Source organism: Leifsonia sp. NPDC056824 (genome assembly GCF_042789575.1).
Taxonomy (GTDB): domain Bacteria; phylum Actinomycetota; class Actinomycetes; order Actinomycetales; family Microbacteriaceae; genus Leifsonia.
Genome location: NZ_JBHUAV010000005.1, coordinates 15,515 through 29,284 on the forward strand (window position 1 = coordinate 15,515; position 13,770 = coordinate 29,284).

Annotated in this window: 11 protein-coding genes; 9 read left to right on the forward strand and 2 right to left on the reverse strand. The window is 68.2% G+C overall.

The features are described from left to right. Positions 1–4 precede the first annotated feature (4 nt). The 5 genes from gcvP (at position 5) to ACFRFH_RS17090 (ending at position 5,405) form a co-directional block, all read left to right on the forward strand. Positions 5–2,914, forward strand: a complete 2,910-nt coding sequence (gene gcvP, locus ACFRFH_RS17070) for an aminomethyl-transferring glycine dehydrogenase (RefSeq protein WP_382464197.1) — start codon at positions 5–7, stop codon at positions 2,912–2,914. A gap of 301 nt (positions 2,915–3,215) precedes the next feature. Further along, complete coding sequence (locus ACFRFH_RS17075) at positions 3,216–3,506, forward strand: hypothetical protein (protein WP_382464198.1); 291 nt, start codon at positions 3,216–3,218, stop codon at positions 3,504–3,506. Further along, positions 3,503–4,741, forward strand: a complete 1,239-nt coding sequence (locus ACFRFH_RS17080; RefSeq protein ID WP_382464199.1) for a DUF6792 domain-containing protein — start codon at positions 3,503–3,505, stop codon at positions 4,739–4,741. The genes ACFRFH_RS17075 and ACFRFH_RS17080 overlap by 4 nt, the downstream gene beginning before the upstream one ends. Continuing rightward, positions 4,741–5,076 (forward strand): hypothetical protein, encoded by a 336-nt coding sequence (locus ACFRFH_RS17085; protein ID WP_382464200.1) that lies wholly within the window; start codon positions 4,741–4,743, stop codon positions 5,074–5,076. Before ACFRFH_RS17080 ends, ACFRFH_RS17085 begins: the two co-directional genes overlap by 1 nt. Further along, entirely contained in the window at positions 5,073–5,405 is a 333-nt protein-coding gene (locus tag ACFRFH_RS17090; RefSeq protein WP_382464201.1) for a hypothetical protein, read from the forward strand. The genes ACFRFH_RS17085 and ACFRFH_RS17090 overlap by 4 nt, the downstream gene beginning before the upstream one ends. On the opposite strand, the gene ACFRFH_RS17095 is transcribed toward ACFRFH_RS17090, so the two are convergent. Then, positions 5,402–6,229: a CPBP family intramembrane glutamic endopeptidase gene (locus ACFRFH_RS17095; RefSeq protein WP_382464202.1), complete on the reverse strand. Its 828-nt coding sequence runs from the start codon at positions 6,227–6,229 to the stop codon at positions 5,402–5,404. The two genes, ACFRFH_RS17090 and ACFRFH_RS17095, sit on opposite strands and share 4 nt — an antisense overlap. 280 nt (positions 6,230–6,509) lie before the next feature. Between ACFRFH_RS17095 and ACFRFH_RS17100 the strand changes: the two genes are divergently transcribed. The 3 genes from ACFRFH_RS17100 (at position 6,510) to ACFRFH_RS17110 (ending at position 11,036) form a co-directional block, all read left to right on the forward strand. Beyond that, entirely contained in the window at positions 6,510–8,303 is a 1,794-nt protein-coding gene (locus ACFRFH_RS17100; protein WP_382464203.1) for an ABC transporter family substrate-binding protein, read from the forward strand. 187 nt (positions 8,304–8,490) lie between these two features. Beyond that, entirely contained in the window at positions 8,491–10,023 is a 1,533-nt protein-coding gene (locus ACFRFH_RS17105; RefSeq protein ID WP_382464204.1) for an ABC transporter permease, read from the forward strand. Then, entirely contained in the window at positions 10,023–11,036 is a 1,014-nt protein-coding gene (locus tag ACFRFH_RS17110; RefSeq protein ID WP_382464205.1) for an ABC transporter permease, read from the forward strand. Before ACFRFH_RS17105 ends, ACFRFH_RS17110 begins: the two co-directional genes overlap by 1 nt. A gap of 32 nt (positions 11,037–11,068) precedes the next feature. Here ACFRFH_RS17110 and ACFRFH_RS17115 read toward each other — a convergent pair whose 3' ends face one another. Next, entirely contained in the window at positions 11,069–11,695 is a 627-nt protein-coding gene (locus ACFRFH_RS17115; RefSeq protein ID WP_382464206.1) for a PH domain-containing protein, read from the reverse strand. Positions 11,696–11,763: 68 nt separating this feature from the next. On the opposite strand from ACFRFH_RS17115, the gene ACFRFH_RS17120 reads away from it, so the two are divergent. Beyond that, positions 11,764–13,620: a dipeptide ABC transporter ATP-binding protein gene (locus ACFRFH_RS17120; RefSeq protein WP_382464207.1), complete on the forward strand. Its 1,857-nt coding sequence runs from the start codon at positions 11,764–11,766 to the stop codon at positions 13,618–13,620. Positions 13,621–13,770 lie beyond the last annotated feature (150 nt).

The window sequence follows — 13,770 nt, forward strand, 5'->3', positions numbered from 1 at the left end:
AGACATGAGCGACCAGTTCCAGACGCGTCACATCGGCACCGACGGGGACGCGCAGCGCACCATGCTGTCCGCCCTCGGCTACGAATCGGTGGAGGCGCTCGTCTCCGCCGCGGTGCCCGACACCATCCGCATCGCCCCGGGACGCGTCTCCGCGCTGCCCGCACCGATCAGCGAGCGCGCGGCGATCCGCGAGCTGCGGGCGCTCGCTTCGCGCAACACCGTGAACCGCACCCTGATCGGGCTCGGCTACTACGGCACGATCACCCCCGCGGTGATCAAGCGCAACGTCCTGGAGAACCCGGGCTGGTACACCGCGTACACGCCGTACCAGCCGGAGATCTCGCAGGGCCGCCTGGAGGCGCTCATCAACTTCCAGACGATGGTCTCCGACCTGACCGGGCTGGACACCGCCAACGCGTCGATGCTCGACGAGGGCACGGCCGTGGTGGAGGGCATGCTGCTGGCGCGCCGCGCCTCCCGGGCCCCCGGCGCGAAGTTCGTGGTCGACGCCGACACGTTCCCGCAGACCCTGGCGCTGCTGCGCAACCGCGCAGAGGCCGTCGGCATCGAGCTCGTCGTGCTCGACCTCGCCTCGACGCCCGCCGACGCCCCGGAGCTGCAGGAGGCCTTCGGCCTGTTCGTGCAGTACCCCGGCGCCTCGGGCCGGGTCTGGGACCCGTCCGCCGTGATCGCCGCCGCGAAGGCCGCCGGCGCGGTCGTCGTGGCCGCCGCCGACCTCCTCGCCCTCACGCAGCTCACCTCGCCGGGCGAGCTCGGTGCCGACGTCGCCGTCGGCACCAGCCAGCGCTTCGGCGTCCCGATGGGCTTCGGCGGCCCGCACGCCGGCTACATGGCCGTGCGCAAGGGGCTGGAGCGCCAGCTCCCCGGCCGCCTGGTCGGCGTCTCGCAGGACGCGATCGGCAAGCCCGCCTACCGGCTCACCCTGCAGACCCGCGAGCAGCACATCCGCCGCGAGAAGGCGACCTCCAACATCTGCACTGCGCAGGTGCTGCTCGCCGTCATGGCCGCGATGTACGCGGTGTACCACGGCCCGGCCGGCCTGCGCGCGATCGGCCGACACGTCCACCTCTCCGCCGTCGCCGTCGCGGACGCGCTGCGCGCCGCCGGCGTGGAGGTCGTGTCCCGCTCGTTCTTCGACACCCTCGTGGTGGAGGCGGACGACGCGGCGACGGTCGTGGCGCGCGCCCACGAGCGCGGTCTCCTGCTGCACGCGGTCGACGCCGGCCTGGTCTCGCTGAGCCTGGACGAGGAGACCGCCGCCGACCTGCGCGACGGCGTCTTCCCGCTCGGCGACCTCATCGAGGTGCTCGGCGGCACGGTGGAGGGCGAGCCCGCGCTCGCGTTCGGCTCCGAGCCGTCCTTCGACGCGGCACTCACCCGCACGTCGGACTTCCTCACGCACCCGGTGTTCTCCACGCACCACTCGGAGACCGCCATGATGCGCTACCTCCGCCAGCTGCAGGACCGCGACTACGCGCTCGACCGCGGCATGATCCCGCTGGGGTCGTGCACGATGAAGCTCAACGCCGCCACCGAGATGGAGGCCGTCACCTGGCCCGAGTTCGCCGCACTGCACCCGTTCGCCCCGGCGGCGGACGTCGCGGGCTCGCTGGAGCTCATCGACCAGCTCGAGGGCTGGCTCGCCGACGTCACCGGCTACGACACCGTCTCGCTGCAGCCGAACGCGGGCAGCCAGGGCGAGCTCGCCGGCCTCCTCGCGATCCGCGGCTACCACCGCTCGCGCGGCGACGAGCAGCGCACCGTCTGCCTCATCCCGCAGTCGGCGCACGGCACCAACGCCGCCTCCGCCGTCCTCGCCGGGATGAGCGTGGTCGTGGTCGCGACCGACCAGCTCGGCAACGTGGACCTCGACGACCTGCGCGCGAAGATCGCCGCGAACGCCGACACCCTCGCCGCGCTGATGATCACCTACCCGTCGACGCACGGCGTCTACGAGCACGAGGTCGTCGCGATCACCTCCGCCGTGCACGAGGCCGGGGGACAGGTCTACGTCGACGGCGCCAACCTGAACGCGCTGCTCGGCTACGCCCGGTTCGGCGACTTCGGCGGCGACGTCAGCCACCTCAACCTGCACAAGACCTTCTGCATCCCGCACGGCGGCGGCGGCCCCGGCGTGGGCCCGGTGGCGGCGAAGGCGCACCTCGCGCCGTTCCTGCCCGGGCACCCGCTCGCGCAGGACGCCACGCACGTCCTGGTCGGCGCGGACGGCCCCGACGGCCGGATCGAGCACGGCGGCGCCCCGGTCTCCGCTGCCCCGTACGGCAGCCCGAGCATCCTCCCGATCTCGTGGGCGTACGTCCGGATGATGGGCGCGCAGGGCCTGGCGGACGCCACCGGCGCCGCGGTGCTCTCGGCCAACTACGTCGCCGCGAAGCTGCGCGAGCACTTCCCGGTGCTGTACGCGGGCGACAACGGGCTGGTCGCGCACGAGTGCATCCTCGACGTCCGGCCGCTCACCGAGCGCACCGGCGTGACCGTGGACGACGTGGCCAAGCGCCTCATCGACTACGGCTTCCACGCGCCGACCATGTCGTTCCCGGTCGCCGGCACGCTCATGGTGGAGCCGACCGAGAGCGAGGACCTCGCCGAGCTCGACCGCTTCGTCACCGCGATGATCGCCATCAAGGCCGAGGCCGACGCCGTCGCCGCGGGCGACTGGCCGGCCGACGACAACCCGCTGCGGAACGCGCCGCACACCGCGGAGTCGGTCGCGACTTCCACCTGGGACCACGCCTACTCCCGCGAGCAGGCCGTCTACCCGGTGCCGACCCTGGTGCGGAACAAGTACTGGCCGCCGGTGCGCCGCATCGACCAGGCGTATGGAGACCGCAACCTGTTCTGCGCCTGCCCGCCGCCGGAGGCCTTCGCCTAGGCCCACGCTGGGAACCGCTCGAACCGCCGAGTCACGGATCATCCGTGACTCGGCGGTTTTTGTTTTGCGCTCAACAATGCTTGCAAAGCGTGAGGTAATAAATTTCAACAGGTGTGATTCCATCGGATCAGTGTTAGCCTGATCGCACTGTGGGGGCGTGGCGGCTGTGCTCGCGGCGGTGATGCGGGAGGCTCGGATGCGATTCGTGAGGACGCGGGGCTCCCGCACGCGGCCCTGCATCGCCGTGATCGCGGTCGCGCTTGCGCTGAGTTTGAGCGGCTGTGGGTTCGGAGGAAATGGCGTGAACAAGGAAGCGAATCTCGCGAATCAGAGAAAGGCGGCCATCGCCCTCCTCGAGACACAGGGGGGTGTGGAGAAGATCAGATTCACGCAGGAGGGCGGCCTGTCAGGCTTCGGGGCGCCGTGGGCAGTCAATGCGGTGGTCACCATGAACGGTGAGGATTACAACGAGATCTTGGGTACCGAGAGTTACTCGAGAGCGGGTAACCCGTTGCCGAGCATTGCTCCGGGGGCTGCGCCCGCACCCGTGACCGTGATCTACAGCGATGAGTCATCCGAGGTGATCGAATGACTCCCGAGGACTATGCAGCGATTGCCGCGAAGTCGTACTGGGTAGATCCACTGAATCGCAACCCGACCCTCGTGAACGGCGACGAGGTCTTGACGCCAAAGGACAGGCAGAAGTTCCAGGTCTACGACACCGCCACCGACCCCACCACCGGCTTCCAAGGCATGGCGGTCGTCCCCATCATCGACGGAGCCCCCGACCACTCCCAGGTCTTCATCGCGTTCGCCGGCACGAACCCCGACGACCGCGCCGACGTCGTCGCGGACCTCGTCTCGGTGGTGGGCCGCCGGACGGGGGAGGGGACCCAGGTCGCCGAGGCCGAGAAGTTCGCGGAACAGGTCAAGAAGAGACTCGCGGCGGAGGGGCACTCGGCGGCGCGGATCGAGACGGTGGGGCATTCCCTCGGCGGGTTCCTCGCCCTGTATGTCGCCGCGGAGAACCACTGGTCGTCGACCACCTTCAACGCCCCCGACCCGTGGGACGTGTTGTCCCCGCAGGCGAAGGAGTGGGTCCGGGCGGAGCGCAAGCATGGGCGGCCTCCGCTGACCAACTACGTGAACCGGTTCGACCTGGTCGGCAACTTCCTCGGGCACGGGACGGGCGCGGGCGTGTTCGTCGATGACGAATTGTGGAAGGGCGTGATCGAGCATCATGACCTGGGCGACGCGTTCGACTTCGATCCCTTCGGCGCCATGCTCGGACTGGGCGGGGAGGGCCTGACCATCGAAGAGCTGGCCGAGTTGGCGGACATCGCCAGTCCCGGTCAAGGACAGACGCTCCGGGCTCTCCACGGGGTCGTGTCGGTCGTCAACGGGGTGAGCGCGATCACCGCGGGCGCGGTGTTGTCCGGTCTCGTCGTCGCCGTGGACACGGTGGGGGCGTTGGGGCTGGCGTCGAGCGTCGGCGGTGTCGCCTGGCACCTCGGGACGATCAAGGATGTGAACAATGGACTTGTTCCCGCGATGACCACGGCGCTGACGGACGTGAAGACCGCCGCCGCCCAGCTGTACCCGTTGGTGACCGAGGCGGACATCGAGGAGTGCGTGCGAGCGCACGAGCTTCAGGTGGACAAGAACATCGACGAGTCGGCGGTTGTGGCTGTGAACAACCTCGTGGATGAGCACATCGACATCGTGGGGCGGATCTCGCACGGGATCATGAACACGGTCAGGAACGCAGCGGCGCAGGACGCGCGGTGGGCGCAAGCCTACGTATCGGGTCCGATGGGAGGTTCGTGATGTCGTGGCTTGGCGACCTCATCGGCGAGGCGGTGAAGGATGTGGCGAACACGGTGGACTCGACGATCCACGCGATCGACGGCGCCGTCCACGAGACGGCGAGGAGGATGCTCGACGCGGCCCTTCCGCCGATGGTCCACGCGCAGTACGCGATCGTGAAGGGCGGCAACTGGGTGGCCATGGAGGGAGCCGTCACCGCGGTGAACGTCACCCTGCGCGGCGCCGACGTCGCTGCGGCCCTCTCCGGGGCGGTCGAGGAGAAGGTGACGACGGGTCTCGCGCGCATCGCGGCGACCAACGACTACGCCCGCGGCGTGGAGAGCATCACACCATGACGCAGCACGACCACCGCACCCGGGGCGAGCTGGAGGAGGCGCAGCGCGAGGAGAGCGCGACCGCGCGCCGCCGGATCGAGCAGGCCGACGAGTACGTCTCCTACTACCGGTCGAGGATGCGGTCGTTGGAGGAGGGCTTCTTCGAGCTCGCCTCCCGCTTCGGCGCGACAGACGACCCCCGCTTGAGAGCGGTCTACGCGCAGGTCTCGCACGACGCCGACGAGAACGTGCGCGCGGCGGCGGCCGTGGTCGCGCGCCTCGATGAGGACTACCGGGAGCTGCAGTCGCGTCACGCGCGCGAGATCGAGAGCTTCCGCGAGAAGAACTAACCGAAGATGTGCGGGAACAGGGCCACGGCCAGGGGGTAGCCGACGAAGGACACGATGTCGATGATGACATGGGCGACCACGAGCGGCATGACCCGGCCCCAGCGGGTGTAGCACCAGCCGAAGACCACGCCCATGATCGCGTTGCCCACGAACGGCCCGAAGCCCTGGTACAGGTGGTAGCTGCCGCGGAGCAGCGCGGCGGCCACGATGGTCCACCACTTGCCCCAGCCGAGCTGGCGCAGCCGGGCGAACAGGTAGCCGACCACGATCACCTCCTCCTGGAGGCCGGCCCGCAGCGCGGCGAAGACGAGGATCGGCACCGTCCACCAGTGCGTGTCGAGTGGCGACGCCTGCACCTGCACGGTCAGGCCGAGCACCCGGCCGAGGGCATAGAACAGGATGCCGGGCACGCCGATCACCAGGAACAGCAGGAGGCCGCCGCCGAGGTCGCGGCCCGGCCGGCTCAGGTCGAAGCCGATCCGGCGGAACCCGGTGCGGCGCGGCTGCCAGAGCAGGAAGATCACCAGCGCCACCGCGAACAGCGGGAACGCGTTGCCGAGGAACTGGTAGAGGAAGTCGAAGACCTCCCGGCTGGACTGCGACGGGTTCACCTGCGCGGTCTGGTTCGCCAGGGGAGTGCTCTGTGTCGAACGGTCGATGATCGTGACGATGGAATAGACTGCGGACTGGCCCAGCGACAGCCCGAGGACGATGGCGACCTCCCACCACAGCCGCGGCCGTTCCGCGCGCTCGACGGGCACCTCGCCGGACCAGGTGGGTGGACCGGGCGTGGTTCGACCCGTCCGGACCGCTTCAGTGCTCATATGTGCATCCTGCCAGGCCCGAGGGGGCTGCGCGGGGAGCACACGCGTCCGTGAATCGGGCTCATGAATCGATGGAACCGCGCGGTTTCTTGCGTCTGGCGCTCGTAGACCACCGAATCCGTGGCGTAGACGCAATAATCCACCGACTGAGTTACCACTGTGTAACGTTTTCCAGCCCCATTTTGCATTCACCCTCAACGGTACTTAGGGTCAGTCTTATCCCGCGGGGTACGGGGCTCTCGCATGCCCGTGCTGCCGCACACTTCGCACAGGAGGAACATTGCACATCAAGGGAAGAAAGGTCAGGTACGCGGTCAGCGCCGTCGCCGTCGCCGGCGTTGCAGCGCTCGCTCTGTCTGCCTGCACCACGACCGGCAGCACGGGGACCTCGTCCGCAGCCAAGGGCGGCACCGTGACGGTCGCTGTCGTGAACGACTTCACCTCGTTCAACTCACAGACCCCCCAGGGCAACCTGGACACCAACGGCCAGGTCGGTTACCTGGACGGGTCGTACGGTACTGGCTTCCAGTACATCGACAACAACTACAAGATCGTCCACGACAACCAGTTCGGAAAGTACGAGAAGCTCTCGGACAACCCGCTGACGGTCAAGTACACCCTCAACAAGAACGACAAGTGGTCCGACGGCCAGCCCGTCACCGCCGACGACATGGTCCTCGGCTGGGCGATCGCGTCCGGTCACTACGACTCGTCGCCTGACGCCCAGGGCAACAAGGTCCCGGGTGGCACGCAGTACTTCCAGATCGCGGGCTCGACCGCCGGCATCAACGCCACGGCCTTCCCGACCATCGGCGACAACAACACGTCGATCACGCTGAAGTACTCGACGCCGTACGTCGACTGGGAGCTCGTCAACCCGATCGCACAGCCCGCGCACATCGTCGCCAAGAAGGCGGGCCTGTCCTCGGCCGCCGACCTGACCAAGCTGCTGAAGGGCCTGCCCGCGGGCGACCCGACGAAGCCGGCTCCGGCCGACGCGACCCTCATGAAGGCCGCCAACTTCGTCAACACCGGCTACGACGTGACCGCGTTCCCGACCGACCCCGACCTGCTGGTCTCCTCCGGCCCGTTCGTCGTGTCGTCGTGGACTCCGGGCCAGTCGCTCACCATGGTGCAGAACAAGTACTACGACGGCGGTCTCAAGCCGTCCGTGGACAAGATCGTGTTCCGCATCATCCCGGACGCGAACGCTCAGGTCACCGCTCTCCAGAACGGTGAGGTCGACATCATCAACCCGCAGGCCTCGGCCGACACGCTGACTGCCCTCAAGCAGACCAGCGCGAAGGTCCTGACCGGCGACCAGGCGTCGTACGACCACCTCGACCTGAACTTCAAGTCCCCGGTGTTCAAGGACCAGAAGGTCCGTGAGGCGTTCCTGAAGACGATCCCGCGTCAGCAGATCCTCGACTCGATCGTCACCCCGGTGAACCCGAAGGCCAAGGTCCTCGACTCGCAGATCTGGCTGCCGAACCAGCAGCCGATGTACGGCGACTCGGTGAAGAACAACGGTTCGTCCGCGTACGACAAGGTGGACATCGCGGGCGCCAAGGCGCTGCTCGCCGGTGCGACCCCGACCGTCCGCATCCTGTACAACACGAACAACCCGAACCGTGTCGACGAGTTCCAGGCGATCTCGACCTCCGCAGCGAAGGCCGGCTTCAAGGTCGTCGACGCCGGTTCGCCGGACTGGAGCAAGCTCCTCCCGGGCGGTAACTACGACGCGTCGCTCTTCGGCTGGATCAGCCCGGGCGCCGGCACCTCGCAGATCCCGCAGCTGTTCACCACCAGCGGTGGCGGCAACTACAACAACTTCACCGCTTCGAACAGCGACGCGCTGGCTACCCAGACCACTCTGGACACCAGCAAGCTGACCTCGCTGGAGAAGAACATCGACAAGACCGCGTTCGCGCAGGGCTACGGTCTGCCGCTGTTCCAGCTCCCGGGTGTCTTCGGCGCCACCTCGCGCGTCGACGGCGTGAAGTACATGGGCAACCAGAACGGCCCGTTCTGGAACTTCTGGGAGTGGACTGTCAAGTCCTCCACCGCGAAGTAACGCTCGACAGTGAGAGTGCCCGGGTGACCCCCGGGCACTCCGCTGCGACGGGGCGTCGGCTTCGAGTCGGCGCCCCGTTATCATGTAAGTCGACGGCCGTGATCCGGTCGTCCCCCCGAATCGCGCCAGGCGAGCTCCTCGCCGCCAACCCGCAATGGCGCGCCCTGTCAGTGAAGGTTTTGAACCTATGGCGAGTTTCATCCTGAGACGTCTCCTTGTCTCAGTGCTCATCATCATCGCCGCTTCGTTCCTGATGTACATGCTGGTCGCGTACAGCGCCGACCCGCTTCAGGATCTGCGAAGCAGCAGCTCCCCCAACAAGGTGCAGCTCATCAATGCGCGCATCCAGCTCCTCCAGCTCGACGTGGTACCGCCCTTGCGGTGGCTGCTCTGGCTGGGAGGCGCGGCCAAGTGCCTGATCCCGTTCGCCAACTCGTGCGACCTGGGATCGACTGTCTCGAACGCGAAGGTGGTGGACATCCTCCCGCAGGCGCTCACCTCCACCGTTCAGCTGGTCACCGTCGCGCTCATCCTCGCGATCCTCCTCGGTGTCACGATCGGCATCGTGACCGCCCTGCGGCAGTACAGCGGACTCGACAACGTCGTCACGTTCCTCAGCTTCTTCCTGTACTCGCTGCCGGCGTTCCTCGTGGCCGTGCTCCTCAAGGAGTTCGTGGCCATCGGCTTCAACAACTTCCTGGCGAACCCGACGATCCCCTGGTGGGTCGCGATACTGATCGGGGTGGTGGCCGGACTCATCTGGCAGTCGCTGATCGGCGGTGATCTGCGCAGGCGCGCGGTCACGTTCGGTGTCTCAGGCGTCGCGACCGCGGGCGTTCTGCTGCTGATGAGCGTCACCAACTGGTTCCTGCACCCCGGTCTCGGCCCGGTCGTGATGATCATCCTGATCGCCGCGACGATCATCGGCGCGACCGCGCTGACCGCCGGCCTGCAGAACCGCCGCGCGCTGATCTCCGCGAGCATCGCCGGCGCCGTCGCGCTGGTCTGCTACTTCGGGCTGCAGTGGCTGTTCAACATCTCGACGCCCTCCACGATCGTCATCCTGGCGATCGTCGCGATCGGCGTCAGCCTGCTGATCGGCTGGCTGGTCGGCGGCTACGACCGCGGCCAGAACATGCGGGTCGCGGTCATCGTGACCATCGTGTCCGGGTTCCTGATCGTCGTCGACCGCTTCATGCAGGCCTGGCCGGCGTACTTCCAGGACACCAACGGCCGCCCGATCGCGACCGTCGGCTCCTCCACGCCCGGTCTCACCGGGGATATGTGGGTGACGGGTCTCGACACGTTCACGCACCTGGCCCTCCCGACGGTCGCGCTGCTGCTGATCTCGTTCGCGTCGTACACGCGCTACTCGCGTGCCGGGATGCTGGAGGTGCTCGGTCAGGACTTCATCCGCACCGCGCGCGCCAAGGGCCTGCCGGAGCGCACGGTCGTGGTCCGCCACGCGTTCCGCAACATGCTGATCCCGATCACCACCCTGGTGGCCTTCGACGTCGGCGCGCTGCTCGGTGGTGCGATCATCACCGAGAAGGTGTTCGCGATCCCGGGCATGGGCTCCTTGTTCAACCTGGGCCTGTCGCGCGGCGACCTGAACCCGGTGATGGCGTACTTCCTCGTCATCGCGATCATGGCGATCCTGTTCAACTTCCTCGCCGACCTGTCCTACGCCGCACTCGACCCGAGAGTGAGGGTCCGCTGATGTCCACCACTGAAACCGTCATCGCCGACGAGCTGCAGGAGCCGAGCTCCCCGCCCGTCAGCCAGGGGAAGCTGATCTGGAAGCGCTTCCTGTCCAACAAGGTCGCCGTCGCCAGCGCGATCCTGTTCATCCTCATCGTGCTGTTCTCCATCTCCGCGATCGGCCTCGGACCGATCCCCGGCTGGTGGAAGTACAACTACGTCGAGCTGAACAACCAGGTCCAGCAGGGCGCCCCGACCTGGGAGCACCCGTTCGGCCAGGACCGCATCGGCAAGGACTACTTCGCCCTGACGATGCGCGGCATCCAGAACTCGGTGCTGGTGATGATCGTGCTCGGTCTCATCGCGAGCGTCGTCGGCGTCGTCGTCGGGGCCATCGCGGGCTACTTCCGCGGCGTGGTCGACGCGATCCTGATGCGCATCACCGACGTCTTCATCGTGATCCCGGCGCTGGTCATCGGCTCCGTCGTCGGTCACACCTTCGGCGGCCTCGGCGCGTTCTTCCTCGCGCTGATGCTGGGCTTCTTCTCCTGGATGGGCATCGCGCGTCTGGTGCGCGGCGAGTTCCTGTCGCTCCGCGAGCGGGAGTTCGTGGAGGCGGCCAGGGTCGCCGGCGCCTCGGACGCCCGGATCATCTTCAAGCACGTCCTGCCGAACGCCATCGGCGTCGTCATCGTCGCCTCGACCCTGATCATGGCCTCGGCCATCCTGCTCGAGACCGCGCTGTCGTTCCTGGGCTACGGGATCCGGCCGCCGGACGTCTCGCTCGGCCTGCTGATCAGCTCGAACGAGTCGGCGTTCCAGACCCGTCCGTGGCTGTTCTGGTGGCCCGGTTCGTTCATCGTGACGCTGGCCCTGCTGGTCAACTTCGTCGGCGACGGTCTGCGCGACGCGTTCGACCCGCGCCACCGCCGGTTCAACCTCCGCAAGATGCGCGAGCAGGAGCCTGAGCCCGGCGAGGACGACCAGTCCGGACCCCGCACGGGCGCGGCCCTCGCGGAGGACGTGCTGTGACATCCGCCCGCGCTGTGCTGCTGGTGGCCTCCTCAGGCCACCAGCAGGGCGGCGAGCGTGCCGACCGCCAGCGCGGCCAGCACGGCCAGCGACACGACGTGCCAGCGGACCGTCACGGGCGTCTCATCCGCGAGACCGCTGTCGACCACGCCGCTCTGCTGAAGCTCGACCCAGCGGCGGCGCACGACTTCGGCCGCCGCGCCGGACTCGGTCGACAGCAGGTCGCCCGGACGGCGCACACTGTCCGCGACGTTCGGCTTGCCGACGCGACCGGTGGTCTCCCGGCGGGTGGCGCGCAGCGTGCGCGCCGTGCCGGGAGCGGGCGCGGACCACACCGGGAACTTGTGCCCCGGCGTGTAGAGGGTGAGCGCGTACTTGGTGTCGACGTGGATGAGCGCCTGCCACGGGATGTCGACGGTCCGCGTGACGTTGATCACCTCGATGCCGTCGCCGGCGACCGTCAGGCGCGGACGCCAGAGCAGCGCCCAGCCGATGAACGCGAACAGCGCGCACGGCACGACGTAGAGCAGGCGCACATCGTGCACGCTCACCAGAAGGCCGACGATGAGGGCGGCAGCGGCCGCCCAGATCAGAACGGCAAGGACCCGGTTGAACCGGGACACGAAAACCTCGCGCTCGGTGGGGGAGACGTAGGGCATGGGTCCATGCTCTCATCCCGCACCGTCTCCGCCTCGCCCGAGCGCGCCCCCGAAAGGAACCACGAATCATGACCGAGAACACCACCGGCAAAGCCGGGGTCGTCGTCGGCGCCCCCGTGCTCGAGGTCACCGACCTGTCCGTCGACTTCGGCGTGGACAACGTCTGGGTGCCCGCGGCCAAGAAGCTGAACTACCAGATCAAGGCGGGGGAGGTGCTCGCCATCGTCGGCGAGTCCGGCTCCGGCAAGAGTGCGAGCTCGATGGCGATCCTCGACCTCCTGCCCGAGAACGCCCGCGTCCAGGGCTCGATCAAGCTGGAGGGCCGCGAGCTCACCGGCCTGACCCCGCCGCAGATGCGCCGCGTGCGCGGACGCCAGGTCGCCGTGATCTTCCAGGAGCCGATGACGGCGCTGAACCCCGTCTACACGGTCGGCTCCCAGATCATCGAGACGCTGCGCATCCACTTCGGCATGTCGCCGCACGAGGCCAAGGAGCGCGCCCTCGAACTGCTCGACATGGTCGAGCTGCCCGACCCCGTGAAGGCGTTCAACTCGTACCCGCACCAGCTCTCCGGCGGCCAGCGCCAGCGCGCGATGATCGCCCAGTCGATCTCGTGCGACCCGAAGCTGCTCATCGCCGACGAGCCGACCACCGCGCTCGACGTGACCGTGCAGGCCGAGATCCTGGAGCTGATCCGCAGCCTCCGCGACCGCCTGGACAGCGCGATCCTGCTGATCACGCACGACATGGGCGTCGTCGCCGACCTGGCGGACAACATCGTCGTGATGCGCAAGGGCGACATCGTCGAGTCCGGCACGGTCAAGCAGGTCTTCGACGCCCCGCAGCACCCGTACACGATCGCCCTGCTCGAAGCCGTGCCGCACCTCGGCCAGCGCGAGGACGAGGAGATCGACACCACCGCCGCCCTCGCCGCCAGCACGGAGAACCCCGACGCCGAGTACGCCGAGCGCATCCGCGTGAACGAGCGTCTCGCCGCCGCGGCCGCCGAAGAGGCGGAGATGGACAAGCGGAAGGTCGTCGTCGACTTCCAGAAGGTCGCGATCGAGTACCCGAAGCACGGCCGTGTCCCCGCGTTCCGCGCGGCGACCGACATCGACCTCAGGATCCACGAGGGCGAGGTCGTCGGCCTGGTGGGCGAGTCGGGCTCCGGCAAGACCACCCTCGGCCGCGCCGCGATCGGTCTGCTGCCGATCCACTCCGGCAAGCTCGTCGTCGCGGACCAGGACATCAGCAAGGCGGGCCGCGACGAGATCCGCAAGCTGCACCGCAACGTCGGCATCGTGTTCCAGGACCCGTCGTCGTCGCTGAACCCGCGCCTCCAGATCGCCGACTCGATCGGCGAGCCGCTGCGCCTGGCGAAGGGCCTGAAGGGCGCCGGCCTGGCGAAGGAGGTCGACCGCCTCCTCGACAGCGTCGAGCTGCCGCGCGCCTACCGCAGCCGCTTCCCGCACGAGCTGTCGGGCGGCCAGAAGCAGCGCGTCGGCATCGCCCGCGCGCTGTCCCTGAAGCCGCAGGTCCTGATCGCCGACGAGCCGACCTCCGCGCTCGACGTGTCGGTGCAGGCCCGCGTGCTCGACCTGATGCAGCAGCTGCAGCGCGAGATGAACTTCGCGTGCCTGTTCATCACCCACGACCTGGCCGTCATCGACGTCCTCGCCGACCGCATCGCGGTGATGCACCACGGCAGCCTGGTCGAGGTCGGAACGCGCGACGAGATCCTCCGCTACCCGAAGGAGGCCTACACGCAGCGCCTCCTCGCCGCGGTCCCGCTGCCCGACCCGGAGCAGCAGCGCGCCCGCCGTACCCTGCGCCTGGAGCTGCTCGCCGCAGGTTCGGACGAGGTCGTGCCGGTCAACGAGGGGCTCCCGCAGCAGCCGGAGCCGCCGGTGGCGCAGGGGCTGTAAGGCTGTAGTGAGGAAGTGGGGCCCGGGGGCAAAAACCGCCCCCAATAAATATGCTTACGGTTTAATGCGGACCACAAAAAGGTGTATGTTCTAAACATTGCCCCCGAAAAAACCAAACCCCCCATAAACGTGGAAATACCCCAGTTGTAA

Bases quoted from the DNA above. Each gene is read 5' to 3' on its own strand.
- gcvP (WP_382464197.1), top strand. From the start codon at position 5: ATGAGCGACCAGTTCCAGACGCGTCACATCGGCACCGACGGGGACGCG.
- ACFRFH_RS17080 (WP_382464199.1), top strand. From the start codon at position 3,503: ATGACTCCCGAGGACTATGCAGCGATTGCCGCGAAGTCGTACTGGGTA.
- ACFRFH_RS17085 (WP_382464200.1), top strand. From the start codon at position 4,741: ATGTCGTGGCTTGGCGACCTCATCGGCGAGGCGGTGAAGGATGTGGCG.
- ACFRFH_RS17090 (WP_382464201.1), top strand. From the start codon at position 5,073: ATGACGCAGCACGACCACCGCACCCGGGGCGAGCTGGAGGAGGCGCAG.
- ACFRFH_RS17095 (WP_382464202.1), bottom strand. From the start codon at position 6,229: ATGAGCACTGAAGCGGTCCGGACGGGTCGAACCACGCCCGGTCCACCC.
- ACFRFH_RS17105 (WP_382464204.1), top strand. From the start codon at position 8,491: ATGGCGAGTTTCATCCTGAGACGTCTCCTTGTCTCAGTGCTCATCATC.
- ACFRFH_RS17110 (WP_382464205.1), top strand. From the start codon at position 10,023: ATGTCCACCACTGAAACCGTCATCGCCGACGAGCTGCAGGAGCCGAGC.
- ACFRFH_RS17115 (WP_382464206.1), bottom strand. From the start codon at position 11,695: ATGCCCTACGTCTCCCCCACCGAGCGCGAGGTTTTCGTGTCCCGGTTC.
- ACFRFH_RS17120 (WP_382464207.1), top strand. From the start codon at position 11,764: ATGACCGAGAACACCACCGGCAAAGCCGGGGTCGTCGTCGGCGCCCCC.